The following is a 23,585-nucleotide window of genomic DNA, read 5'->3' as shown; positions in this document are numbered from 1 at the left end:
AGAGGGCTTCAAATTAGAAGATTTTCAAAAAGGCTGTGATAAATGGGGCCGAAAGTAACAATCCATCAAAACGATCCATAAATCCACCATGCCCAGGAAGTCCTTTTCCAGAATCTTTAATCTCAATTGATCGCTTGAAAAGCGACTCTATAAGATCTCCATAAGTGCCGGCAATAATTATGATTCCGGCAATTACTAACCACTTCCAATCTTCGATCACATGGAAGTATCTCGTCAAGGCAAAAGCTACTCCTATTGCGGAGAATGCTCCCCCCAGAAATCCTTCCCATGACTTCTTAGGTGAAACCCGTTCGAATAACTTAGTCTTTCCAAATTTTGTTCCCGCAAAGTACGCGCCCGTATCACTGGCCCAAAGAATCAACAAGCAGCCAATAATGATCTCATAATTATAGGTAGCATCTACTGAAAATACCGCAAGATTTAGCAGAGAAAATGGCACCGCCACATAGAAAAGGCCCAAAAAAGTATATGCGACACCAGTGAAAGGTTTTTTGTCTGTTTTGCGATAAAGTTTAATAAAGAAAGTAATGGAGACAATCGGAAAAATCAAAAAGAAATACTTATCTGATAGATGTTCCTGCTGTACCAAAAAGGTGAGACAGAATATCATTAGCCCTAGGAATGTACCGAAACTTCTCAAAGGAAGCATGCCATCCAATCCGCTAAGCTTGTAAAACTCCATTTGTGAAAAGCCCAGAATTCCTGCAAAAACCAAAAAATAGGTGTATTCCGAATAAATGCATCCACCTACGATAAGCAAGGCTCCAAACAATCCAGTGATGGCCCTCTGCCCTAGATTACTGTAATTATTGATACTAAAACGTGATCTCATTCTGGACAAGGTTATTCGCCTTAATTAAATCTTTTTGCTGCACTAGTACCTCGTAGTTTCCAAAAATCTGATAAATAGTTTCTTTTTTGTTCAATACCACAGCTTGAATTTGGTTCTCCTCCAAGACTCCTTTTACAATCTCCGCTCGCACTTGCATTGAGCTTTCAAATACCTTATTCCAGTTCTCCATTGGGCTTATTTATTTTCTTAAAGTAAAAGATTCCTGCCAAAAGAACTAATAATCCAATGATTGCAGCAGGATATGACACCGTGTCTGTGGACTCCATATCAAAATCAATCAATCCTTGATTAGAGGCGTAAACCATCAAGACAGTCACTGTATTATTCAAAATATGAGCTAAGATAGGATAGGTAAGACTTCCAGAATAATAATAAAGGTAACCAAACATACCTCCCAAAAATAAGCGAGGAAGAAAGCCGTAAAACTGGAGGTGAATTGCTGAGAAAATAAAAGCCGTCACCCAAACACCAGCATGACCATTCCCTGTATATAAATGCATCTTTGGCTGAATTAGCCCTCTAAAAAACATTTCTTCACCTATTCCTGCAAGAACACCAATAACCAGAACACCCATAAGCAACTCGGGAATTGTCTGAAAATCAGTGAGATATTTAGTCATCTCCATCAGCTGAGTTTCCATCTCCAGCATCCAAATCTCTAGGTCAGAAAAAACCTCTGGAAGTACCAGTTGAGAGTTCCAATACACCAATAGCCCATTGAAAAGCATACCTCCTATAGCGATCAGAAAAACCAAACCTGCACCTTTGGCATTAAACCTTGGCAACTGAATTTCCCAATGCAAATCTGCTTTATCAATAAAATGCATGACTACATAAGCTGCTAACCAGAATCCTATTCCAGAACCTAATCCCTGTACAAAATACATGGCCATCCGCCCATTTGGAGGAGAATAATCACCAGTCATAAGACCAATTATCTCTTCCATGGTGATATTAAATAGGAATGGAGCAATTGCCAGCGCCACTACCTGTAGTACTATCAAAACACCTAATCCTACTAAAACAATGACTATCAAGGACAAAAGCCAACTCTTTCTCTTGGCAATTTCTGATTCCGTTTCGTATATCTCCATAATTGAGGTAAATTTACGCGCAAATTTAAAATAAGAAGTGGTTAAGATAGGAAACTTGGAGTTAGGAGACTTCCCATTGTTGCTTGCACCGATGGAAGATGTGAGTGATCCGCCGTTCAGAGCAGTATGCAAACAAAACGGTGCAGACCTCATGTACACAGAATTTATCAGCTCAGAGGGATTGATTCGTGATGCTGCCAAAAGTGTGGCTAAGCTCGATATTTTCGATTATGAGAAGCCTATTGGGATTCAAATTTTCGGAAATGAAATTGATTCCATGCGTGAAGCAGCAGCTATCGTAGAAGAAGCTAAGCCGGATATTTTAGATATCAATTATGGCTGTCCTGTGAACAAAGTAGCCTGCAAGGGCGCAGGAGCCGGGATTCTTCTGGATATCGACAAAATGGTCTCCATGACCGCTGAGATCGTAAAAGCTGTGAATATCCCCGTCACTGTGAAGACTAGACTCGGCTGGGACCAAAACACCATTCGTATAGTAGAAGTCGCTGAACGTCTTCAAGATGTAGGAATCCAAGCAATCAGCATTCATGCGCGCACTAGAGCTCAAATGTACAAAGGCGAAGCCGACTGGAGTTATTTGAATCTGGTCAAAGACAACCCACGCTTACACATTCCAGTCTTTGGAAATGGAGATATAGATACACCGGAGAAAGCGCAGGAATACAAGAATAAATACAACGTCGATGGAATGATGATCGGCAGAGCATCCATAGGATATCCGTGGATATTCAATGAAATCAAGCATTTCCTTGCCACAGGAGAAAAACTCGCTGCTCCAGGGTTGGACGAAAGGATTGCTGTCGCAAAGAAGCACTTAGACTTTTCAGTTCAGTGGAAAGGCCCTAAACTTGGCATTCTTGAAATGAGGAGACACTACACTAATTATTTCCGCGGTATGCCAAATTTCAAACAGTATAGAGCTGAGATGGTTACTGCAGAAACTTATGAGCATGTTTGCGATATCCTGAATCAGGTTTCTGACGTCTACGCAGATCATGTTTTTTAGAAGAAATAGTTAAAAAGTTGGAAGGTGGTAAAGTTGGAAGGTAAACTGCAACTTTACCACCTTCCCTACCTTACCACTTCTCAATTTCCTCAAATGTCAACTACCACCAACGACGGCAACCTTAAAAACTGGGGTTTACTAATTCTACTATCCTTGATCTGGGGCAGTTCATTTATTCTAATCAAAAGAGGCCTGGAAGTTTTTTCACCTGGAGAAGTGGGAGCCTATAGAATAGTCGCGGCCGCCACTTTCTTGTTACCACTTTCTATTCCAAGGCTCAAAAATCTTGATAAAACTCAGATCAAAAATTTGATAATCGTAGGTCTTGTCGGAAGTTTCATCCCTGCTTTTCTTTTTGCAAAAGCACAAACTCAACTCAGTAGCTCCCTAACTGGTGTTTTGAATGCACTCACTCCTCTTGCAGTGGTTGTGATTGGTGCATTGTTTTTCCAGTCTAAAATCACTCGCAGAAATGGAATAGGCCTTGCCATTGCTTTCGTAGGGGTTTTTATTTTGGTTACTGTTAAAGAAGGTTCTGGATTTGGAGCATTTACTGATATCAACGCCTATGCTTTCTTTGTGATTTTAGCTTGTATTTGCTATGGATTTAACCTGAATATCATCAAATACCGCTTTCAAAAATTAAAGCCGATTGAGATCACAGCTATTTCATTAATAATGGTTTTGCCTGTCGCATTACTCTATTTAATGGCCGGCACTCAGTTTTCTTATAAGGTCGTAAATATCGAAGGTGCATTGCCTGCCTTGGGTTATATCACATTACTGGGAGTGATGGGAACAGCTATTGCCTTGATCATTTTCAACGTGATGGTAAAGACCGCCACACCTGTTTTTGCATCATCAGTTACGTATCTTATCCCAATTGTGGCAATCTTCTGGGGAGTGCTTGATGGAGAAGTGCTCCTTTTCGGTCATTATGTTGGGATCGTGGCAGTGATTATTGGTGTTTGGTTCGGAAATAGAAAGAAAATAGTTCAACCTTGAATTTCCGCCTTATACTAAGTGGTTTTGCGATATAGGAATCAGATGGCGAAACCCAATAACTCGCATCATAAAAACTATAGAATTTTTATAAAAAAGCTTGCTTACAAAGCTTTATAAAATCAGCTAGCTTAACCTTATAAATTATTCATCCGCTCCCTCCATGCAAATGCCAACTTAGGAAGCTGCTGATAACTATTTATCCCAGCTTTGACGCCTTGAGTTTTTAGAAACACGTCGTTAGTTTTTCTACTTATCTCTAATGAAAATGCCTGAATTGAATCACTGTTTCGCTTGATGGACATCATGTCGTTTTTGATTCCAGGATCTAGATTTTTAAGCCACTCTCTGTAGTCTTCAGGTGCCATTCTATAATAATCCCGGATCTGATACATCAGCAACCTCAGCTGACCTGAATACCGAAGTAATTGATCTTCGCTATTGGTGCAGATTACCCAAGCGATAAAGTTTGCCTCTCCTTCGTCAGTCACACCATAACTATGCGCCATTTCATGGGCGACAGTAAAAGGTTGTTCTAAGGCGTGCAGCGTAGGGTCTATATAACTTTCGCCAGTAAAAGGAAAATAGATTCCTAGGATACCCATTTTCCTCATAAATCCAGGGGGAGGAAAAAGCTTGGTTCGGGGTCGCCCAGTAAAATTCAATCCAAGCATGTCTAGGTTGTCGGCAATGTTAGCTCTCACCAATTTTTCCAGCTCTGGATAAGCCAAAATACTTTCAATAGCAGCAGTATCCTGAGTGATCGAGTTCCTGTATTGTTGTGCCAAGCGCTGAGTAATGAGAACTTCATTTTGCAATTCCTCCAAGTTCATGGCGCGTGGACTTAGTCCGAGTTGCTCCACTATAGGTGTCCGCTGATAATTGAAACCCCAAAGAAACAGAAAGAAGAAAATCAGGGCCCCAAGGCCATTTGTCAAAGCTCGAGAGGAATATAAGACTCTATTTCTCCAACCTACTTTTTTGCGAAGCTTAAAAATATAAATCCCGATGATCAGCATCACCGAAAGGATAAACAAATAGACGCTGGGAAAAGGCATTCTTCCCAGCGTCATATCAATTACATTCCGGATTCCCGGAAAGAAAATTCTAGAATAAATATCGTCAGTTGCTTCAGGATTTTGAGCCGCCAAATAACGTATTCCCAAAGCAATAACTCCAAGAATCGCCCAGGACCAATCTCTTTTACCCATAAAAAACAACTTAAACTCCCTCAGCTACTACTTCTTTCACTTCAGGAAGCATTCTGGTTAGCAGGTTTTGAATTCCGGCTTTTAAGGTCACCGTACTAGAAGGACAGCCAGAGCATGAGCCTTGCAACTGCACTTTCACCACGCCCTCATGGAAAGAATGGAAAACGATCGCTCCACCATCTTGCTCTACAGCAGGACGAATGTACTCATCCAAAATCCCCTTGATTTTTTTCACCACTTCTGAATCATTCTCATCGAAAAGCGGATCCTTGTCAAATCCAACAGGAACTGGAGCTTTTCCTGCCTCCAAATATTGCTTGATATGATCACGAACGATGCCTTGAACTTCTGCCCATTCTACAGATTCAGATTTGGTAACAGTCACAAAATTAGAAGCTATAAATACTCGCTCGACAGCAGCAAAATTAAAAAGCTCTTGAGCTAGAGGACTGATTTTGGCACTTTCAGCATCCGGGAAATCAAAACTTACCCCCTCATCAACCAACATGAAGTTGGCTACAAATTTCAGGGAATTTGGGTTTGGATTGGCCTCCATGTAGAGGTGAACAGGTCTTGCTTGTGCTTGTAGCATGGTATTCTTGATTTTTGTTTAGAAAACCGATTTGCTGGCATTAAGTTCCAGCAAATCCAATTTTCCTGCAAATGAATTATTTATACGGTTCGCCAGTCGCTGCATACCAGATTCCTCCGTATAGGTGCTTTAAGAAATCATCCTCTTCCCAGGCTGACTCCACATGGCCCAAAGCAGTATAAAACACTCTTCCACCGTCAAATTCATGGTACCAAGCCATCGGGTGATTATCTCCATTCCCTCTAGCTACTTTATAGGTGCTTTCATCAGCTTTGATCAGCACTTTGATATCAGGATTGATTTCTCTGAATTCATACAGTTCATCAGTCCACAACCAGTTTTTCGGTAAATGCCAAGTCGATGGGTGAGTTTGATCGACTACATCAAGCCTTAATGTCTGCTGAGCGGGGTGAGAAAGGAAGTAAGCTCCAATCATTTTGTTATACCAAGGCCATTCATATTCGGTATCTGTAGCAGAGTGAATGCCTACAACTCCTTTTCCACTTTGCACAAACCGCTGGAAAGCTGCCTTTTGCTCCTCATTGAAAATCGTCCCGGTTGTGGTGGTCAAAATCACTACGTCATATTTTGCCAGTTTTTCATCTGTGAATTCACCAGCATCTTCTGTAGTATACACACTGAAAACCTGTGTTTTTCCCAATTTCTTCAACGCCACAACAGCATCAGAAATGGATTGATGGCGGAAGCCTGCGGTCTTGCTAAAAACCAGCGCTCTAAATTGCTGAGCATTAGACATCAAAGCAATGCTGAAAATCAGCGAAAAGGTGAGAAATATTCGTTTTAAGTTCATAGGGTTTGAGTTGTTGGGTTATTGAATTTTGAGTATTGAAAATTGATAATTGAATATTGAAGGTACTATTTGATTATTTCAAATTTTTCTCCAGCTTCTTTTCTGGAATATGCATTGAAATGCCACCATTCTGAGCCTATTCCTGTAAAACCGTTTGAAGTCATCACGCGGCGAAGAATTTCCCGATTTGCGATTTGTAGGTTGGTTATTTTTCCTTCAGCGAGCATTTGCTCTTCACGATCTGGATAGGCTTGGTAGCCAAAGAAATCATAACCCGTTCCCATATCCAACGTGGAATCAGCTTTGGTGTCAAATATGGTCAAATCTACCGCAACTCCGAAGTTATGTAAGCTACCTATTTTAGGATCTGCCACATAAAGCGGTTTCAAACTATCTGGTTTATCCAAATTATCCCAAAGTATCTGCTGCACACTGGCAGGACGCACTCCATCATAAACTAATAAAGTATAATCAGGATACTCTGCCTGAAGCATTTCCTGAGCTTTTTTCAATTGCTCTGCCACTTCAGGTTGGAGAAAAGCCTTTGTCAAATCCCCATAAACATCTTGACCGAAGAAATTGTCGGTTGTGGAATATTTCAATTCCACTTCAATCTCAGGAATAAATCCCTCCAACTCTACCAATCCTTGTTCTCGAAGAGTTTTTTCTAACTCTGGCATTTCCTCCACAAGATCTATTTCCTGTATAGGATCAAGTACTTCCCGCTGCTGCTCGGAGAATATCTCCTGATCGCTCTTTTGGGAAGTGCCACAACCAAGCATTAGTAGTAAAACAGGTATGTAAAGCTTTCTCAAAATTTCTAATTTCTATTGACAAGTGTAGCGGAAGCTTGAGCTGTTGGAAGAACTACCACATCAGCAATCGTTACATGAGGAGGTCTAGTTACAGCAAATTCAATAATATCCGCAATATCCTGAGCTACCAATGGCTCCATTCCCTGATAAACAGTCTCTGCCTTACCTTCATCTCCTTTAAATCTTACCAGCGAAAATTCCGTCTCCACTAATCCTGGATGAATTGCGACAACGCGAATACCAAAGGAATTCAAATCTATCCTCATCCCTTTAGTAATCGCATCTACCGCATGCTTGCTTCCGCAATACACACTTCCATTTGGATAAACTTCCTTTCCAGCGATAGATCCTATATTGATGATCATTCCTGATTTGCGAGCTGTCATTCCTGGAATAATTGCTCTGGAAACATACAAAAGTCCTTTCACATTGATATCCATCATCGCGTCCCAATCATCGAGACTTGCTGACTGCACAGGATCAATTCCGTGGGCATTTCCTGCATTATTGATCAGGACATCGATTGCTTTCCATTTTTCGGGGAGATTATCAAGAACCTCCTTCACATTTTCACGATCACGCACATCAAAAACCAATGGCAAAAAATCAATTCCCTGTGGTAATTCACTCTTTAATTCTTCCAGACGATTTCCACGTCTTCCAGTGGCGATGATATCAAATCCAATTTTAGCTAGGGTTATTGCAGCAGCTTTACCAATACCTGAGGTTGCTCCTGTAACTAAGGCGATTTTATTTTTCATGAAGGCAAGTTAAAAAATTATCAATGGTCGATGTCCAATTTAAAATGTTACGCCTCAAACTAGGTTTAGCAAAATCTTACAATTTTTCAATATTCCAATTTTACAATCCCTCCTATTGGAAATTCAGATAAAGCGTAATACTCTTTCTTTTAATAGACTCGATTGCTCCCTGAAGTTCAGGACGGGTGTTTTCTGCTTGATAGGCATTCATCAGTCCATGTGAAAAACGAACCTCTGGAGCAAACTTGAAGTATTTGAAGTAAAACTCGAATCCCATTCCCGCTTCTAGAGAAAAATCCTGTCCGGTCATCACGATGTCATCCACATTAGCTTCATCCTGTCCCTTTGTCCGAAACTGGTAACTCGCTCCGCCTACCCAATACATTCTGGTGTTATTAAACCGAACTGAACGATACTTGAATAGAAGAGGTAGCTCGACCATAGTAGCTTCAGAAGTGAAAACTTCTCTGCTAAAATTATTTGGGTTTGGCCCATCTATCACTTCATCACCAGTATTAGGTAAACCTGGTTCAGTCACATTGAAATAAGTCACTTCGGTTTTGTACTCATAAAAGCCAACCTTCGGCATAAACATCAAAGAAACTTGATCATGAAATCTCAGAATCCCGATAAACCCTAAGGAAAACCCGGCAGAAAATAATGGCTGAATACTTCTCACATTGTCAAACTCATTCGCAGAGGTAGAATTAAGAAAAGCATCCGTATATTTTATGCGAAGCGTGCTATTGTGGCCGGCCAAAAAGAATCCATAGGACAGCGGTCTGTTGTCTGAGGCTGATGCTGAGGTCAAGCCAAACATTCCTTGTCCAAACGTTGGGATCGCCGCTAAGAAAAACACTAAACCCAGTAGGATTACTTTGTTCCTACGTAGATTGAGCTTATTCCAAATGTAAGTGGTTTGCATAAGTTGCTTGTGAATCCGACACTATTCATAATTCTCAGGAAATCCATTCCATCTGGAAAGGCCTGTACTGACTCAGGAAGGTAAGTATAAGCAGAATTGTCTTTCGACACAATTTTGCCAATCTGTGGAAGAATAGCTTTGGAGTAAAAAGCATACGCCTGCTTCATTGGAGCTTTGGTAGGCTTACTGAATTCCAAAATCACCACTTTGCCTCCAGGCTTGAGCACGCGATACATATCTGCCAACCCCTTCTCCAGATTCTCAAAGTTCCTAACTCCAAAAGAAACGATGACCGCATCAAACTTATTATCTTCAAAAAGTAGTCCTTCCGAATCTCCAAGCTGAAGCTCGATTTTATCCTCAAGACCTTTTTTCTTCATTTTTTTTCGACCTTCCTCCAGCATACCTTCGGAAATATCCACTCCGATGATCTTATCTGGATTCAACGATAGTGCTTCAATTGCAAAATCTCCAGTTCCAGTAGCAATATCCAAGATCAATTTTGGCTGATCGTCTTTCAGGTATTTAATTGCTTTTTTTCTCCAAGTGATGTCAATTCCCATGCTGAGCACGTGATTAAGCAAATCATATTTGCCTGAAATGTTATTGAACATCTCAGCTACCTGATCTTTCTTGGAATCTTGCTTGTCTTTATAAGGTACTACGGCCATCTGAATTCTATCTTTGAAAGGACAATAATAGGCAAGAAACACGAGGAATGGAAAATTGTTAGACTTCGACTTGACCCTGCCCTTTTCGGATAATGTCGTACTTTTGCAAACAAATACCAGCAGATGATCCAGAAAGCCACCTTTGTAATCAGTAATTCGAACCCAGGAAATTGCCCTAAGCCAGACCGAGCTGAGATTGCTTTTATCGGTAGATCCAACGTAGGAAAAAGCTCACTGATCAATATGTTGGTCAATCAAAAAGGACTGGCAAAGACCTCCCAAAAACCTGGTAAAACTCAGTTGATTAACCACTTCATGATTAACGATAAGTGGTATCTTGTCGATCTTCCGGGTTACGGTTTCGCCAAAGTAAACCTAAAAGTGAAGCAGGGCTGGGAAAGCATGATTACTACGTACTTGACTAAGCGAGAAAATCTTTGTGGGGTATTTGTTTTGATCGATAGCCGACTGCCACCACAGCAGATAGATTTGGAATTTTTGCTTTGGTGCGGAACTCAGGAAGTCCCTACAGCTTTGGTTTTCACTAAAGCAGACAAACAATCCAAATCAAAAACCGACCAGAACATTCAGAAGTTTTTGAAGAAAACCAGAGAGATGTTCGGAGAGAATCCAGACTACTTTGTCACCAGTGCAGAAGCCAGCACAGGCAAAGAAGAACTGACGAAGTTTATGGAAGAACTAGTAACAGAATATAATGCCAGGTGAATCATTTAATTGATAATCCTATATTTGCAGCCTCGAAAAAATAAACCAAATGAATTTTAAAGATCTTGCTACCGTAGCCGGTAAACCCGGTTTGTTCAAAGTTTTGAAACCATCACGCACAGGAGTCATTCTTGAAAGCATGGATGCAAAAAAAACTAAACTCGTTGCCGGCATGTCCCAGCGTGTATCTATTCTAAGCGATATTTCTATCTATACCTTGACAGAAGAAGGCGCGGAGCCTTTGGAGTCTGTCTTGCAAAAAATTGAGGCCGAATTCCAAGGCGATCTTGGACTGGATGCCAATCCTGATGATGCTGAGCTTAGAGCATTCATGAAGCATATCCTTCCAGAGGTCGATGAAGCTAGAGTTTACACCTCAGATATTAAGAAGTTGATCACTTGGTATAAATTAATCCGTGAGCAGGCACCTGAAGTCCTTCAACAATCTGAAGAAAAAAAGCCAGAGGAAGTAAAGCCTGCTAAGGAAAAAGAACCAAAAACTGCAAAAGAAACTAAGTCTGATAAAAAATCAGAAAAATAAAACTAAAGCCCCGGTTCAACTCGGGGCTTTTTTGGCAGTAATATGAGCGAATCACTTTCTCAAGACACATTTTCATTGCTCAAAATGGATTTTGAACTTCCAGAATTCAATTCAGAATTTGATGAGCAAAAGGCAATTTCGATACTTTCCAAGGTAATCTCATACCTGCTAGATCGGGAATTTGAGCGCTTGCTACAGATATGTTACCGCATAGATTTGGGAGAGGAAAAGCTCAAAAGTATCCTACACGAATCTGATCCTGACCGTATTGCTCCTGATTTAGCACAGGCTCTTTGGCATCGCCAAAAACAAAAAGTAGAAATCAGAAAACGATATTCGGCAAATGAATAGGCCTATTTTTAAGGAATTGGGCCTATAAAAAGTATTTTTCCTTATTTTTAATTTTCACTCCAAACTAATTTTTCACTATGAAATTACTTTTGAAAATCAATTTTCTTTTGGCGCTCACTTGCTTGTTTACTTTAGGCTCTTGTAGTGATGACGATACTGATCCAGCGAAATCAGAAGCTGAAATTATCGGTTCCGGCATAGCATGGAAACTAAGCACTGCCAAGGTGGGTATCTTCAACGTAATCTCAGAAATAGATGCCTGCCTTCAAGACAACGAGGTAACATTTAATTACGAAACCAGTGTCAAGCTTGGGGTGTTAGATGCAGGGCCTACCAAGTGTAGCTCTACAGAGTCGCAGACTGTTAATTTTATTTGGGACTATAACGAATCAACCAAAATCCTGCTTGTCGACACTGAGATCATTGATGTGCCTGGAGCCGAAGGAAATATGATCGTTGAAAGTGTATCGAATAATGAACTCGTGATTTCTCAAAACATTTCTGTTTCTGGATTTACCCAAAAATTAGTGGTGACCTTTGTACATTAATTATTCAAGACAAAATAATTTATATGTATATCCGCTTTGTTACCAGTAAATAGATAAAAGCGAATTAATAGATGGTATACTCTAGCTTTGAGGCCGCTTCGGTCATCGGTCTTCCAGCCAACCAAAGAAAGAATCTAAGGTGACTGGCATCATTGCGGATAATCATAATAATTTAAAGGAAATAGCCTAGCCCTGTATTAAGGCTGCAGTTATTTCCTTTTTTCTTACCTCTCAATACTCCCAAAATGGCAAACCCTATCTGGATCATGACTTCTGCTTTTGATCAACTCAACTTAGATCAGACGATAGATAAAGCAACAGAAATCGGCGTACAAGGCCTTGACTTATGTGTTTTCAGAAAGGACGGGACGAGGGATGACTTTGTCGCCACACATCTGGATTATGAGAATTTTGGGCCTGAAGAAGCCAAAAAACTCATCGAGAAATTCAATGGAGCCAAACTTCGCCTTTCTATTGGGGCTTTTGAGAATCTAATCGGAGGAGATGCCGAACAGCGGGTTAAAAATCAAAACCATCTATTACGATTGATCCGCATGGCTCACCTGCTTGGTGGAGATGAAAATGATGTCAAAGTCGGAACCTTCGTCGGCTACAATCATGAATTGGGAAATCAAGATGGGGGATTTGAGAAAAACCTGCTGGAATACCAGCGAATCTTTGGGCCTATTATCCGCTACGCAAATAGCCTTGGGGTGACTGTACTTTATGAAAACTGCCCCATGGAAGGCTGGAGAAGTTCAGGTCATTTCGGAACTTTCAATAATTTGACGGGAGTGTTGGCTGCAAGAAAAATCATGTACGAACTTGTGCCTGAATCTAATCATGGAGAAATCTACGATCCGTCCCACGATGTCTGGCAGCATACAACCCCAGTTGAAGTGATTAAAAATACCGATATGAATCGGTTAAAGCGTATTCACGTCAAATCCACACGAAACAATCCTGATCCTTTCTGGGGAAATATGTATCCAATGCAGGAAGTAAATGCGGATTGGGCTAAAAAAGCTGGCGTTCCTTCAAGCAACAATCCTTGGGACAGACATCATTATGAAGCTACGTTGCCAGGCTTCGGATTAGGAGATTCGATGGATTGGCGAGCTTTTGTGAATATCCTAAAAGAGAAAAAGTTCTCCGGTCCTTTTGAAATAGAAAACGAAGCCGTTCTCTCCAAGCAAACAGGAAATATGGGAGCGATAGTCCAAGGCTGTAAAGCTGCTGTTCAAAATTTAGCTCCATTGCTTTATAAGTTGGGAGAAAATGGATGGGTCTATCCTGAAGCGGAATACAAACCACTTTTTGAAGTAAATCGGGAGGATGTTCCGTTGATGACGATGGAAGAATTATAAAATCTAAAGTGTGAAATTTAAAAGAAAAAATCAGACGAGAATAGTTTACGTTGACAACGTAAACTAGTGTCTTTAGCAAAAGAAACTTTCAAATTGATAAGCGTCAGGTTGGACCATTCCCTAGGAACGATTGGTGACAATCGATTCACCAACCATCCTAACTGAAGTCCAAAAAATAAAATACAGTGAGTTCTTAAGGGCCGTACCTAAAGGCACGACTGATAACTATGTAAATTCAATTCCTACCCATAGGTTGGTCCCTAAAGGCACGGGCTATAATGTCAAGATTGGACGCGTATTTAAACTAGAAAAAATGACACAAATATCATCTTTGCGCCTTCTTCGCGTCCTTCGTGGCTAAAAAAATCTATAAACTCGCTTCGTATCCTTCGTCCGGCTTCAGATCAAATCCTTCTGCGGCTTGCACCGCAAGCACATCACATCTCTCATTCTCGATATTGCCAGCATGGCCTTTTACCCAAATAAATTTAGGCTTGTACTTCAGATGTAGCGGAATATAACGTAACCAGAGATCTGGGTTCTTTTTGTCTTTGAAGCCTTTTTTCTGCCAACCCCAGATCCAACCTTTCTCTACCGAATCAACTACATATTTACTATCCGAATAAATCTGGACAGGAAACTCTGTTGTATTAATGGCTTGTAGCGCACGGATTACTGCCAAAAGCTCCATGCGGTTGTTGGTGGTCAATCGGAATCCTTCGGAAAGTTCTTTTCGGTGCTTGCCGAATTTCAAAACGGCTCCATATCCTCCAGGGCCTGGATTTCCTTTGGCCGCACCGTCAGTGTAAATGGTAATCATGAAACAAAGTAAGTGAAAATAGGTCAGAGAAAAGATTTAAATACCCGAATCCACTCCTATCGGAAAGGCATTTGTCTTGAAAATCTTGACAGCGATGGAAAGCAAAATAATCCCGAAAATCCTTCTCAACACATCCAGACCTGTCTTTCCAATTTTACGTTCCAGCCAACCGGTGCTTTTCAAAACTATATAAACCAAAATCAAATTGAGCAGAATCCCAATTGCGATATTGATCTGAGCGAACTCAGCTTTTAGGGTCAAAATAGTAGTAAGTGTCCCAGCTCCTGCGATCAGAGGAAAAGCAATCGGTACGATGGAAGTCCCAGCCTTAGCTTCTGGATCAGACTTGAAAAGCTCAATTCCCAAGATCATCTCTGCACCAATAGCAAAAATGATCAGTGCACCAGCGATAGCAAAGTCCTCCACTCCTATTCCGAAAAGTCCCAAAATTGCTTTGCCTCCAAGCAGGAACAGAATCATCAAAAGCCCTGCAGCAAGCGTTGCTTTTTCGGACTGAATATGGCCTACTTTTTGGCGGAGGTTGACAATAATCGGGATAGAACCGAGGATATCAATTACCGAAAAAAGGATCAGCGACACGGATAATATTTCCTTCAAATCAAACATCCCGCGAAAGTATACATTTAACCTTTGAGGTCTATAAGACCTCGAAGGTTTTTAGATTAAAATAATGTGTAGAAGTAAGGTGTCAGCACCTTTGAGGTCTATCAGGCCTCGAAGGTTAGACTACTATAATGAGGCTATCCCTCTAAAGAGTACTCGTCATATAAATACTCCTCCATAGCACCTTCATGTACTTTTAGAAATTCAGAAATACCTCCAAACCATTCTAAACCCAACTCTCTCGACACTTTGGAAGTTTTATAGGTAGTCTAAGCAGAAAAAGAAGAATACTTCCACCCTTTGGCTTTCGTCACTAGCCCATGCTTAATGGGATTTAAGTGAATGTAAAGGATGATTCGACTCAGGTAATTATCGTTATCAATTAATTTGCGCTTAAACTTTCTTTGGAAGAGCCCTCCATTCCTACTAATGGATTTATTAAATGCTTTTGCGTAGCAATTGAGAAAATTTGAGAATGACTTTACAATTTCTAGGTCCTGCTGATTTTCTTTAACTCTAACTAAAAAATGAAAATGGTTGGGGATTAGACAATAGGCAATTGTGTCAAAACATACTTCGCAATATTGAGAATATTTGATCAGGAAAAACTTATAATTTTCATCTTTTAGAAACAATTCTTGATTACTAATTGACCTAGAGTAAAGGTGATAAATTATACCAGATTCAAATGTTTCAGAGAAGTTTTTCATCGTTAGTTAAAAAGTGATCTAAAATAGAAAAATTCGATAAGGTTTAATAGCCTCAACTATTATTAAAAACAAACCCTCCGAAGTCATCAAAAGACTTCGGAGGGTTGCAAGCAAAAGACCTTCGGGGTTTTATAAACCACAAAGGTCAACATACTACCAAACCTTCGAGGTCTTGTAGACCTCAAAGGTTACACGGTTAAAACCTTCCCAAAAACTCAATTAACTTATCCATTTCAGCATTGGTAATCGCCGGGAAATTGGCGATCCTGAAGCTAGTTGGCTTATGCGGACCATAGCCAGAACCCAACTGCATTCCTTCTTTTTCAGCAGCCTTTTTCACGGATGAAATCAAATCTTCAGGACCAGTCACAGCCAATACCGTAGTACTTCTTGTCTCTGCATTATCAACCAGCATTCGAAGAGACTTGGATTGGGCAACGGCATTCTCTAGTTTTTGCATACGCTCACGAAGGTTTACGTCGATGTGTTGGATTTCTGCCAAATCCTTCAAAACCCGATTGAGTAAGTAGATCCCAAGTACATTCGGAGTATAATGCGTTTGGTAGCCCGCGGCATTTTCCAGGATAAAACTCAAAGAATTATAGCGTCCATTTTCTCCTTTACTTTCGCACTTTTCAATGGCTTTCGGAGAAAGAATCAAAACTCCCAAACCAGCTGGAAGTCCGAAGCATTTTTGCACAGAACCATACCAGATGTCCGCCAAAGAAAAATCAAACTCTATCCCCGCTATGGAGGAAGTGGTATCCACAGCGATCATTTTTTCAGGATACTTTTCTTTGATTGCTTCTATCGCTGACATCGGAACTTGAGTCGCATTGGCCGTTTCATTTTGCGTCAGCGCGATCACATCAAAGTCCTCAGAGATCTCTAAACTTGCCACATCGATCACCTGATTTGCCTCGATTTTCAAACCGTCAGTTGCTGGATTGATATGCTTTGCGAAGCCAATCCACTTCTTCCCGAAGGATCCAGAATAGATATGAAAGCTTGCTTGCTGTACGATAGACTGGGTGATGATCTCCCAGTTTTCGGTAGCGCTGGAGGTAAATAGCAACTTGTAATCATCCGGCATGTGCAGCTTTTCACGCATCAATTGCTCAGTTTCCTGATACAAATGCATGAAAGCATTACTGCGGTGATTGGCACTCAGAATACCTGCAGTGTAGGCATCTTGCAAATAAGTGGGAAGGGCATCGTAAACTTTAGATGGCCCGGGTGCAAAAGTGAGCATAGGGAAATAGGTTATTGAAAGTATAGGATTCCAAGGGCGTAGCCTTTCAGGCCAAGTCCAGAGATCATGCCGACGCAGGATTTGGAAATAATGCTTTTGTGACGGAATTCCTCGCGTTTATAAATATTCGAAATATGGATTTCCAGTGTAGGAGTCGTCACACTGGCAATGGCATCAGAAATCGCCACGGAAGTGTGGGTATACCCGCCGGCATTCAGCAAAATGGCATCAAACGTAAAACCAACCTCGTGAATCTTATTGATAAGTTCACCTTCAACATTACTCTGGTAATAATGTAGCTCAACATCTTGAAAAGCTTTCTTCAAGCCCTCAAAATATTCTTCAAAAGATGTGCTTCCATACACTTCCGGTTCTCTTTTACCAAGAAGATTTAGATTAGGCCCGTTGATGATCAGTATTTTCATGTGTTTGATAATTGATTTTTATACGTCACATGGAATCTCGCATTGGTGATAATAATCGGAATATGTGACTCTTGAGTCCTGCTCGATTTCAAAACAATATTCGGTTTGATGATTGCTGGTTCAAAGTTAATCGGAATTTCAGGTTTTAAAGTGGTAAAGTTGTAAAGTTGTAAGGTTGCGATGTTCCAAACCTTCTAACTTTACCACTTTGCAACCTTACCAACTGAATGTCAAAAATCTGGCAAAACCACATCAAGCAATTCCGCCATTATCTCAAGCTGGAGCGATCCTTAAGCGGTAATTCCATAGAGGCCTATACGCGTGATGTGGAGAAATTGGCAGCCTATTCGGATGCGAATTTCCCAGAGAAAAGTCCCTTGAATTTAGAATTAGAGCATTTACGAAGGTTTGTGAATGACTTAGCGAAACTCGAAATATCGGATTACACGCACGCCAGAATCATATCGGGAATCAAAGCCTTCTACAAATACCTGATGTACGAGGATGTGATCTCCGAAGATCCAGCGCAACTTCTGGAAGCACCGAAACTCGGGCGAAAACTTCCTGACACGCTCAGTTATCAGGAAATCGTGGAACTCTTGGAAGCAATTCCTCTAGGAGAACCTGAAGGTCATCGTAATCGAGCCATGCTGGAAATGTTGTATAGCTCAGGTCTGCGGGTTTCTGAATTGATTGAATTGAAAAAAGGGCAGGTATTCGAAGACGTCGGATTTCTGAGAGTCACTGGAAAAGGCAATAAAGAGCGACTAGTGCCTATCGGAAAAGATGCGTTGAAATACCTGAATATCTATAAAGATGAGGTTCGGGTGCATCAAACCATCGCAAAAGGGCATGAGGAATATGTATTTCTAAACCGCAGAGGTAAGAAGCTTACACGAGTCATGATTTTTCTGATTATCAAAAAGACTGCGGAGCTAGCTGGAATTGAAAAGAACATTTCTCCACATACTTTCCGTCATTCCTTTGCTACGCATCTCATCGAAGGCGGTGCTGATCTTCGGGCGGTGCAGGAAATGCTTGGTCACGAGAGCATCACCACGACGGAGATTTACACACATTTGGATCGAGATTATCTGCGGCAGGTGCTGACGGATTTTCACCCAAGGAAATAAATGTTGGTTGCTGGTTGCTGGTTGTTGGTTGTTTGAAAATTAATAATTTCGTAGAAGCCTTTTTATTTCTAAATTAACCTAGGTAATTACTGAAAACCCTACCATGACCAATCTTATCTACAAACTTTTCCCACGCCTAAACAGTCTCACCAAGCGTCAGAAACTCATGTTTCGCCTTTTGCTTCTTAGTGTGAGTATGATGCTTTTCGGAGCTTATTTTAAAATTGGCGGTAAACCTAATACTGATTTAATTCTAGGCTCAGCAATGGTTATTCATGTTATTTCAATCGTTGGATTGGTGAGCAAATGGGCGAAGTATCGTACCGTAAGTGAGTTTTAAAGTAAATAATAAGCACATTTTGAAAAACAATTAATCCTGCTTTTTATCCTAATAACTATTTCTGCCTGTACTTCTACGAAAATTAACTTTGGAATAATCAGAAACAGAGGATCAAAACAAATTATTTGCAAATACTCATTTTTTAGCTCGAACTAGCCATTTCCTGCTGGAAAGTGAGCACAAAGAATTCGGCAGGATGTGTCAGAGCTACTCTAATACTAACATTCATATATCCATCCATAATATCCTGCGCTGTCATTGTCGTTCCGAGTCCACACTCCACAGAAAATGCATCGTCGGGAATCGATCCAGCCAAGCCTCCTTGTTTCCAAATACCTGTTAAAAAGTTGCTAATCATAGATTTCACTGCGGTCCAAGTATTTGCATCATTAGGCTGAAAAACATAAGCTTCTATAGCAGATTTGCAGGACTGCTCAAGAAATATAAGGGTCCTCCGAACAGCAATATATCGGTAATCCTGACTATTCCCGTCTAGCGTTCTCGCTCCCCAAACCAGTACGCCTTCACCTATGAAAGACCTAATTACATTTATTGATTTCCCGCTGAGTGGATCTACGTTAAGCGGTCCCTGCTGATCATTATTCAGATGAATAGGCAGGTCTTTAACTTGGTTGATTCCGATATTTGCAGGAGAATTCCATACTCCTTTGACATTATCATTCATAGTGATCAACCCAGCCATCGCAGCACTTGGAGGTAAAGTATTAGCAAAATCCAGTACTTTGGCGAAAAACGAAGCATAAAATGCACTCGATTTAAGCAGAGCATTATTGAGCTGACTGACACTGATCGATTGATTATGGATATCATTGATCATTTCAAAAACACTTGTGACTGAGGCATCGCTGTTTTTAGGATTGATTAGCTCAGACAATTGATCCAAATCGCCTCCAAAGAAATTCGTATAATTCAAATCCTCCGGCTGAAGAACTGTGGTTCCCAAAAACGGAAAATAAGCTGCGCCATAGCAAAGCCCAATGCTTCCAGTGTTATTTCTAAAATTCTCAATTAATTGAAGGTAATTCTGCTGGCTAGGATTATTCCCTCCTTGCACATCAAGCAAACTCATGGTAGATCCAAGCTCTTCACATTGAAGAAGCATAGCTTGCATTAGTGTGGCATAATTGTCAATTGAAAGTAAAGTTGCATCAGGAAACACATACAGGGTAGGCTCAGGCTCCTTTTTCAGCAAGGAAAGTCCTATTAGCAATGCGTTCAAAGAAACATTCTGATTTATCAAGCGATCATTTGAGCCAAGTGGTCTGCCCGATACTTTACCATATGTTCCTACAGATACGATGTAAGCTTCACCTCCACCATTTTCAAAAAACAGTTTCACACTTAAAAATAGATAGTAAATGGTGCTAGGATCGGGTAGTATTAGATAGTCGCCCAAAGCTACACTGAAAGAATTGACAGCTACTTGACTTTTGGGTTTGTTAACCACAAAATAGTTTGGACTGTACTGCTGTGGTATTTCTCTTTCTTTTTTGGGGAGGCAGAAAATAGCCAAAAATTCATTCCATGAGGAAATTTTAATAGGAACATTTAAGTAGGACTTACCCTGATATTCTGCCTGTGGCGTATAACCTACAAAAGCAGGAACAGCTGTAGGTACAGCCACTACTGATTTGGGAGAGGCATTCTTTTCTTCTTTATAAACTCCTGGTTTCTTATACTTTGCAGCCATGATTTGAATAAGTTGAAAATGGAAAATGTGAAAAAGAAAAAGATGGACTAAAATTGATTCCAGAGCAGAATTTTCACGATTAACTATGAGCACAGTAATTTTGGAAGAAAGCCTCTTCAATTCTAAAATAAGGTTTATTTCAAACTATACCTTAGAATCAGCCGAAGACTTTCCCACAAGTTTGCTTGTAATATCCTCCACAGAGGAGTTTGTAGCCTCATGTAAAAACCATCCATTATGTAGACTACCAAAAAATCTCAAACTATAAATTCTCTATCTTCAATCTTATGAAGCAAGTGTTCATTTTACTATTCTTGATATTGGTGAGTTTAATTCCAAAAGATTCTCAGAAGATGCAGAAATCATTTTTCGAGGACTTTTCTTCCTCAAAATCAAAAATTTTCCGCTACGGTTCTACAGGAATGCCAGCCGATTTCAAATACAAAATGGGAATCTCATCTCCCTCTGAATCCGAAACTAAAATTCTTTCTTTTAAGCTAAACCCAGACGAGACAGCAGGCCCAGGCAAGGGTCCGGAGATCATCTCTAAGAATTTCACACACTTTGGAAGCTACTCTGCAAGATTAAAAGTGCCAGATGTGCGCGATAAGCAGCCGAATGTGGGAGCTGTAGTAGGATATTTCACCTATCATGAAGACGAGAAAGAAGGACTGAGCGAAATTGACTTTGAATGGCTGATTGCTGATCCAAGAATTATCTACGTCGGGACTTGGACTGGTAAGCCTGGCAACCTTCAACGAATTGGTCGGATCATAAATCTGGCTGAAGGGAAAATCATAGAAACGATCTCCAAAGTGGATTACGATGGGACACCAACTCCCTTAACTGACTTTCAGAATATCCCGGAGAGTATTCCAGCGATCAAAAATTACGATGCCTCTAAACAGTTCTATACCTATGGATTTGACTGGGAAAGTGAAAAAATACGTTGGTGGATGCTGCATCCTGAAACTGCAGATACTGTCGTACTTTGGGACTATCAAGGCTCGCAACTTGGAATCCCCCAACATGCGTCCAAGTATAGAATGAACTTTTGGCATACGAAAGACTGGGCTGTCGAAGGCAATCCTAATTCACTTGAGAAGCCGGAATTCCCCTTTGAGCTGGAAGTGGACTGGATGGGCTATAAGAAAAAATAAGCTACGCTAAAGAACTTTTGAATAGATTCGGCAGATAAGGATATTCAAAACAACTTGTTAAATTTTGCAAATAGCTGTACCTCAGCATTTCATAAACAGACCTTTTTTAGTTAACTTTTAGTTCAAACTAATCAGCTATCCTATGAAGAAGGCGCTTTTATTCGGAATCCTATCAGTCTTTTTATTTTCCCCTGAGCTTTTTGCCCAATCAAAAACAGAACTAATTACCGTAGATGGAAACCAAATGCGGGCTAAAACTTCAGGTTTAGCGGAGCGAAAAGCCTTTCAACCCATTGTAATTTTGGAAGCTGGAAGTGGAGAAAGTTTAGAGGTGTGGAATTCAGTATTTGAGCAAATCGCTGAGTTCTCCCCTGTGCTATCTTATGATCGACTTGGCCTTGGGAAGTCTAGTGATTCTAGAGAAAAGCCTTCAGTAGTTGCACGTGTTCAAGAACTGGAAGCACTTTTGACAGAAATGAAAATCCAACCTCCATTTATCCTAGCAGGGAATAATTGGGGCAATCTTCTGATTCGTGAATTTGCCGAAGATCATCCGACTGAGGTAGAGGGAATGATCTATGTTGATCCTGTTTTGGATACAGAAAACTCAGAGCAACTCAGTGCATACTTGAGCGAAAAAGGTTTGGATGGTGATCAATTGATTTCCGAATATATGGATTATCAAAAATTGAGAATGACTGGAAGATCAACAGGAAATAAGGAGGAAGCAGAACTGTTTTTGACGATGCTCAAGGACAACAAGTTAATCTGGTCTTCACAAGCGGTTCCGGAAGTCAACTCATTGGTAATTCTAGGAAGTAGATTTAATACATTCCCAATGATGGGTTCGCTTTCAGCAAATTCTGGTGAATTTTTCAACTTATTGATTGAGTCCAAAAAGAAATTTCTAGACGAGTACACACCTATTCACCCCGAATATTCTGTTCTTCTCTCTTCAGGATCATTGAATTCACTTCTTCTCCAAGAGCCTACACAAATAGCACAATCAGTCCGCCAAGTAATTTATGCTGATCCAAATAAGAAAATCGCGAATGCTGCACATAAGCTCGGCCCAGAGGAGTTTGATACATTTATCACAGATCTTTATTCCTATCTGCCAGGCTCGTTACTCACGGAAGAGAATATCAACATGATGGGTTATAGCCTCATGCGCTTTGATAAATACAAGCAAGCGGTTTCGCTTTTCCGAAAAAACCTTGAAAATCATCCAAATTCAGCCAATGTCTATGATTCTTTAGGTGAAGGTCTAATGGCTTTAGGACGAGTAGCAGAAGCAGTTCCGCTTTTCCAAAAAGCAGTAGAAATGGGTGCTGAGCCTCAACATCGGGACTATGAGCTTTTCAAAAAGAATTTGATCAAAGGAGAAGAGATGCTGGCAGGGATGGATAAATAATTCCGTACATATTATTCTTAATTCTAACTAGCTACAAAAACTAAGGACATTCCGTAATCACCTTTTTCACCGCTAGCAAAAATCATTTTAGAGTTTGACAATTCCACAAGTTGCAAACTAAAAAAGTTGTTTTTAATGACTCCATTAACTAAGGAAGCCTTGCTGATCGAAATGAAAATGAGACCTTCCTGCTCATAAAATTGATAGGAAGCCGTGGTGATTTCATCCTCAGGATCGATGTCGCTACAGCTGATTTCTCCCGAAACAACCTGTATTTCATTCGTTCCTTTCTGGAAAACAAAAATATCATCACTAAAACAGGCGTTTTTTGCACTTAGCACTTTCTGATTGTAGTTATCATAAAAAGCTTCAATTCTCCAATCCTTCAGATCAGTACCATGCAACTTGTGTAAATCTTCAGATGTGTATTTTTCTTGAAAAAGAGGCTCTTCATCAGGACTACAAGCAAAAAGAATGAGAAATATAAAACTGGCTAAAAATAAAGAATGAGAAATTTTCATTGGAAGGTAAATACGTTTAAGAGTTGGGAAAAAATGCTTCTCAAATCCTAAACCAATCTTAAAAATACCCGAATTATAACTACAATTAATTTTAGCTAGACATGTAATCGCCTGATTCTTTGAAACAAAAAAACGAAGCACTTTTTGCCTCGTTTCATA

General features: G+C 40.3%; 28 protein-coding genes. 11 read left to right on the top strand and 17 right to left on the bottom strand.

The window, feature by feature from the left end:
- Window positions 1-13: 13 nt before the first annotated feature.
- The 3 genes from LV83_RS15575 to LV83_RS15565 are packed head-to-tail and all read right to left on the bottom strand — an operon-like array spanning window position 14 to window position 1,968.
- Entirely contained in the window at window positions 14-853 is an 840-nt protein-coding gene (locus LV83_RS15575) for a phosphatidate cytidylyltransferase (protein ID WP_111612477.1), read from the bottom strand.
- Window positions 837-1,043 (bottom strand): putative signal transducing protein, encoded by a 207-nt coding sequence (locus LV83_RS15570; RefSeq protein WP_111612476.1) that lies wholly within the window; start codon window positions 1,041-1,043, stop codon window positions 837-839. Before LV83_RS15570 ends, LV83_RS15575 begins: the two co-directional genes overlap by 17 nt.
- On the bottom strand, window positions 1,027-1,968 hold the full coding sequence (locus LV83_RS15565; protein WP_111612475.1) for a CPBP family intramembrane glutamic endopeptidase: 942 nt from the start codon (window positions 1,966-1,968) through the stop codon (window positions 1,027-1,029). Before LV83_RS15565 ends, LV83_RS15570 begins: the two co-directional genes overlap by 17 nt.
- 37 nt (window positions 1,969-2,005) lie before the next feature.
- Here LV83_RS15565 and dusB point away from each other — a divergent pair, with 37 nt between their 5' ends.
- Together dusB and LV83_RS15555 are read left to right on the top strand one after the other, a co-directional pair.
- On the top strand, window positions 2,006-2,995 hold the full coding sequence (gene dusB, locus LV83_RS15560; protein ID WP_111612474.1) for a tRNA dihydrouridine synthase DusB: 990 nt from the start codon (window positions 2,006-2,008) through the stop codon (window positions 2,993-2,995).
- A 93-nt stretch (window positions 2,996-3,088) separates the two neighbouring features.
- Window positions 3,089-4,000: a DMT family transporter gene (locus tag LV83_RS15555; RefSeq protein ID WP_111612571.1), complete on the top strand. Its 912-nt coding sequence runs from the start codon at window positions 3,089-3,091 to the stop codon at window positions 3,998-4,000.
- Window positions 4,001-4,134: 134 nt separating this feature from the next.
- On the opposite strand, the gene LV83_RS15550 is transcribed toward LV83_RS15555, so the two are convergent.
- The 7 genes from LV83_RS15550 to ubiE all read right to left on the bottom strand — a co-directional run bounded on the left by LV83_RS15550 (window position 4,135) and on the right by ubiE (window position 9,783).
- Window positions 4,135-5,208, bottom strand: a complete 1,074-nt coding sequence (locus LV83_RS15550) for a DUF3810 domain-containing protein (protein ID WP_111612473.1) — start codon at window positions 5,206-5,208, stop codon at window positions 4,135-4,137.
- Between the two features lie 10 nt (window positions 5,209-5,218).
- Window positions 5,219-5,800: a NifU family protein gene (locus tag LV83_RS15545; protein ID WP_111612472.1), complete on the bottom strand. Its 582-nt coding sequence runs from the start codon at window positions 5,798-5,800 to the stop codon at window positions 5,219-5,221.
- 76 nt (window positions 5,801-5,876) lie between these two features.
- Window positions 5,877-6,611: a ThuA domain-containing protein gene (locus LV83_RS15540; protein ID WP_111612471.1), complete on the bottom strand. Its 735-nt coding sequence runs from the start codon at window positions 6,609-6,611 to the stop codon at window positions 5,877-5,879.
- Between the two features lie 65 nt (window positions 6,612-6,676).
- Entirely contained in the window at window positions 6,677-7,426 is a 750-nt protein-coding gene (locus tag LV83_RS15535) for a M15 family metallopeptidase (protein ID WP_394335805.1), read from the bottom strand.
- A gap of 5 nt (window positions 7,427-7,431) precedes the next feature.
- Window positions 7,432-8,187, bottom strand: coding sequence for an SDR family NAD(P)-dependent oxidoreductase (locus tag LV83_RS15530; protein WP_111612469.1), 756 nt, complete (start codon window positions 8,185-8,187; stop codon window positions 7,432-7,434).
- Window positions 8,188-8,299: 112 nt separating this feature from the next.
- A complete protein-coding gene (porT, locus tag LV83_RS15525) occupies window positions 8,300-9,112 on the bottom strand; it encodes a type IX secretion/gliding motility protein PorT/SprT (RefSeq protein WP_111612468.1) in 813 nt (270 codons plus the stop codon).
- Window positions 9,061-9,783 (bottom strand): bifunctional demethylmenaquinone methyltransferase/2-methoxy-6-polyprenyl-1,4-benzoquinol methylase UbiE, encoded by a 723-nt coding sequence (gene ubiE, locus LV83_RS15520; protein ID WP_111612467.1) that lies wholly within the window; start codon window positions 9,781-9,783, stop codon window positions 9,061-9,063. Before ubiE ends, porT begins: the two co-directional genes overlap by 52 nt.
- A 123-nt stretch (window positions 9,784-9,906) precedes the next feature.
- Between ubiE and yihA the strand changes: the two genes are divergently transcribed.
- From yihA to LV83_RS15495, 5 genes are all read left to right on the top strand, one after another.
- Complete coding sequence (gene yihA, locus LV83_RS15515; protein WP_111612466.1) at window positions 9,907-10,509, top strand: ribosome biogenesis GTP-binding protein YihA/YsxC; 603 nt, start codon at window positions 9,907-9,909, stop codon at window positions 10,507-10,509.
- A gap of 49 nt (window positions 10,510-10,558) precedes the next feature.
- Window positions 10,559-11,050, top strand: a complete 492-nt coding sequence (locus LV83_RS15510; protein ID WP_111612465.1) for a DUF5606 family protein — start codon at window positions 10,559-10,561, stop codon at window positions 11,048-11,050.
- Window positions 11,051-11,092: 42 nt separating this feature from the next.
- Window positions 11,093-11,401, top strand: coding sequence for a hypothetical protein (locus tag LV83_RS15505; RefSeq protein WP_111612464.1), 309 nt, complete (start codon window positions 11,093-11,095; stop codon window positions 11,399-11,401).
- Between the two features lie 77 nt (window positions 11,402-11,478).
- Entirely contained in the window at window positions 11,479-11,949 is a 471-nt protein-coding gene (locus LV83_RS15500) for a hypothetical protein (protein ID WP_111612463.1), read from the top strand.
- A gap of 245 nt (window positions 11,950-12,194) precedes the next feature.
- On the top strand, window positions 12,195-13,316 hold the full coding sequence (locus LV83_RS15495) for a sugar phosphate isomerase/epimerase family protein (RefSeq protein ID WP_111612462.1): 1,122 nt from the start codon (window positions 12,195-12,197) through the stop codon (window positions 13,314-13,316).
- Between the two features lie 367 nt (window positions 13,317-13,683).
- Here LV83_RS15495 and rnhA read toward each other — a convergent pair whose 3' ends face one another.
- From rnhA to aroQ, 5 genes are all read right to left on the bottom strand, one after another.
- Window positions 13,684-14,136, bottom strand: a complete 453-nt coding sequence (gene rnhA / locus LV83_RS15490; protein ID WP_111612461.1) for a ribonuclease HI — start codon at window positions 14,134-14,136, stop codon at window positions 13,684-13,686.
- 36 nt (window positions 14,137-14,172) lie between these two features.
- Window positions 14,173-14,763, bottom strand: a complete 591-nt coding sequence (locus LV83_RS15485; protein ID WP_111612460.1) for a MarC family protein — start codon at window positions 14,761-14,763, stop codon at window positions 14,173-14,175.
- Between the two features lie 266 nt (window positions 14,764-15,029).
- Window positions 15,030-15,470 (bottom strand): transposase, encoded by a 441-nt coding sequence (locus LV83_RS21805; protein ID WP_111612459.1) that lies wholly within the window; start codon window positions 15,468-15,470, stop codon window positions 15,030-15,032.
- A gap of 196 nt (window positions 15,471-15,666) precedes the next feature.
- The gene (locus tag LV83_RS15475; RefSeq protein ID WP_111612458.1) at window positions 15,667-16,722 is read right to left on the bottom strand and encodes an aminotransferase class V-fold PLP-dependent enzyme; all 1,056 of its coding nucleotides are present in this window, start codon (window positions 16,720-16,722) and stop codon (window positions 15,667-15,669) included.
- Between the two features lie 11 nt (window positions 16,723-16,733).
- Window positions 16,734-17,147: a type II 3-dehydroquinate dehydratase gene (gene aroQ, locus LV83_RS15470; RefSeq protein WP_111612457.1), complete on the bottom strand. Its 414-nt coding sequence runs from the start codon at window positions 17,145-17,147 to the stop codon at window positions 16,734-16,736.
- 227 nt (window positions 17,148-17,374) lie between these two features.
- On the opposite strand from aroQ, the gene xerD reads away from it, so the two are divergent.
- Window positions 17,375-18,280 (top strand): site-specific tyrosine recombinase XerD, encoded by a 906-nt coding sequence (xerD, locus tag LV83_RS15465; protein ID WP_111612456.1) that lies wholly within the window; start codon window positions 17,375-17,377, stop codon window positions 18,278-18,280.
- 103 nt (window positions 18,281-18,383) lie between these two features.
- On the top strand, window positions 18,384-18,620 hold the full coding sequence (locus LV83_RS15460) for a hypothetical protein (protein ID WP_111612455.1): 237 nt from the start codon (window positions 18,384-18,386) through the stop codon (window positions 18,618-18,620).
- A 142-nt stretch (window positions 18,621-18,762) separates the two neighbouring features.
- Here LV83_RS15460 and LV83_RS15455 read toward each other — a convergent pair whose 3' ends face one another.
- Window positions 18,763-20,331, bottom strand: coding sequence for a phage tail sheath family protein (locus tag LV83_RS15455; RefSeq protein ID WP_111612570.1), 1,569 nt, complete (start codon window positions 20,329-20,331; stop codon window positions 18,763-18,765).
- 287 nt (window positions 20,332-20,618) lie between these two features.
- Here LV83_RS15455 and LV83_RS15450 point away from each other — a divergent pair, with 287 nt between their 5' ends.
- Entirely contained in the window at window positions 20,619-21,491 is an 873-nt protein-coding gene (locus LV83_RS15450) for a glycoside hydrolase family 16 protein (protein WP_170124575.1), read from the top strand.
- 142 nt (window positions 21,492-21,633) lie between these two features.
- Window positions 21,634-22,905, top strand: a complete 1,272-nt coding sequence (locus LV83_RS15445) for a hypothetical protein (RefSeq protein ID WP_111612454.1) — start codon at window positions 21,634-21,636, stop codon at window positions 22,903-22,905.
- A gap of 23 nt (window positions 22,906-22,928) precedes the next feature.
- Here the strand turns inward: LV83_RS15445 and LV83_RS15440 are convergent, their stop codons facing one another.
- Entirely contained in the window at window positions 22,929-23,567 is a 639-nt protein-coding gene (locus tag LV83_RS15440; RefSeq protein WP_146613734.1) for a hypothetical protein, read from the bottom strand.
- Window positions 23,568-23,585 lie beyond the last annotated feature (18 nt).

The organism is Algoriphagus yeomjeoni (assembly GCF_003259505.1).
Lineage (GTDB): Bacteria > Bacteroidota > Bacteroidia > Cytophagales > Cyclobacteriaceae > Algoriphagus > Algoriphagus yeomjeoni.
The sequence above is the reverse complement of the archived record's forward strand: the minus strand, read 5'-3'. Positions and strand labels throughout refer to the sequence as shown.

Bases quoted from the DNA above. Each gene is read 5' to 3' on its own strand.
- LV83_RS15575 (WP_111612477.1), bottom strand. From the start codon at position 853: ATGAGATCACGTTTTAGTATCAATAATTACAGTAATCTAGGGCAGAGG.
- LV83_RS15570 (WP_111612476.1), bottom strand. From the start codon at position 1,043: ATGGAGAACTGGAATAAGGTATTTGAAAGCTCAATGCAAGTGCGAGCG.
- LV83_RS15565 (WP_111612475.1), bottom strand. From the start codon at position 1,968: ATGGAGATATACGAAACGGAATCAGAAATTGCCAAGAGAAAGAGTTGG.
- LV83_RS15555 (WP_111612571.1), top strand. From the start codon at position 3,089: ATGTCAACTACCACCAACGACGGCAACCTTAAAAACTGGGGTTTACTA.
- LV83_RS15550 (WP_111612473.1), bottom strand. From the start codon at position 5,208: ATGGGTAAAAGAGATTGGTCCTGGGCGATTCTTGGAGTTATTGCTTTG.
- LV83_RS15545 (WP_111612472.1), bottom strand. From the start codon at position 5,800: ATGCTACAAGCACAAGCAAGACCTGTTCACCTCTACATGGAGGCCAAT.
- LV83_RS15540 (WP_111612471.1), bottom strand. From the start codon at position 6,611: ATGAACTTAAAACGAATATTTCTCACCTTTTCGCTGATTTTCAGCATT.
- LV83_RS15530 (WP_111612469.1), bottom strand. From the start codon at position 8,187: ATGAAAAATAAAATCGCCTTAGTTACAGGAGCAACCTCAGGTATTGGT.
- porT (WP_111612468.1), bottom strand. From the start codon at position 9,112: ATGCAAACCACTTACATTTGGAATAAGCTCAATCTACGTAGGAACAAA.
- ubiE (WP_111612467.1), bottom strand. From the start codon at position 9,783: ATGGCCGTAGTACCTTATAAAGACAAGCAAGATTCCAAGAAAGATCAG.
- yihA (WP_111612466.1), top strand. From the start codon at position 9,907: ATGATCCAGAAAGCCACCTTTGTAATCAGTAATTCGAACCCAGGAAAT.
- LV83_RS15510 (WP_111612465.1), top strand. From the start codon at position 10,559: ATGAATTTTAAAGATCTTGCTACCGTAGCCGGTAAACCCGGTTTGTTC.
- LV83_RS15505 (WP_111612464.1), top strand. From the start codon at position 11,093: ATGAGCGAATCACTTTCTCAAGACACATTTTCATTGCTCAAAATGGAT.
- LV83_RS15500 (WP_111612463.1), top strand. From the start codon at position 11,479: ATGAAATTACTTTTGAAAATCAATTTTCTTTTGGCGCTCACTTGCTTG.
- LV83_RS15495 (WP_111612462.1), top strand. From the start codon at position 12,195: ATGGCAAACCCTATCTGGATCATGACTTCTGCTTTTGATCAACTCAAC.
- rnhA (WP_111612461.1), bottom strand. From the start codon at position 14,136: ATGATTACCATTTACACTGACGGTGCGGCCAAAGGAAATCCAGGCCCT.
- LV83_RS15485 (WP_111612460.1), bottom strand. From the start codon at position 14,763: ATGTTTGATTTGAAGGAAATATTATCCGTGTCGCTGATCCTTTTTTCG.
- LV83_RS21805 (WP_111612459.1), bottom strand. From the start codon at position 15,470: ATGAAAAACTTCTCTGAAACATTTGAATCTGGTATAATTTATCACCTT.
- LV83_RS15475 (WP_111612458.1), bottom strand. From the start codon at position 16,722: ATGCTCACTTTTGCACCCGGGCCATCTAAAGTTTACGATGCCCTTCCC.
- aroQ (WP_111612457.1), bottom strand. From the start codon at position 17,147: ATGAAAATACTGATCATCAACGGGCCTAATCTAAATCTTCTTGGTAAA.
- xerD (WP_111612456.1), top strand. From the start codon at position 17,375: ATGTCAAAAATCTGGCAAAACCACATCAAGCAATTCCGCCATTATCTC.
- LV83_RS15460 (WP_111612455.1), top strand. From the start codon at position 18,384: ATGACCAATCTTATCTACAAACTTTTCCCACGCCTAAACAGTCTCACC.
- LV83_RS15455 (WP_111612570.1), bottom strand. From the start codon at position 20,331: ATGGCTGCAAAGTATAAGAAACCAGGAGTTTATAAAGAAGAAAAGAAT.
- LV83_RS15450 (WP_170124575.1), top strand. From the start codon at position 20,619: ATGAAGCAAGTGTTCATTTTACTATTCTTGATATTGGTGAGTTTAATT.
- LV83_RS15445 (WP_111612454.1), top strand. From the start codon at position 21,634: ATGAAGAAGGCGCTTTTATTCGGAATCCTATCAGTCTTTTTATTTTCC.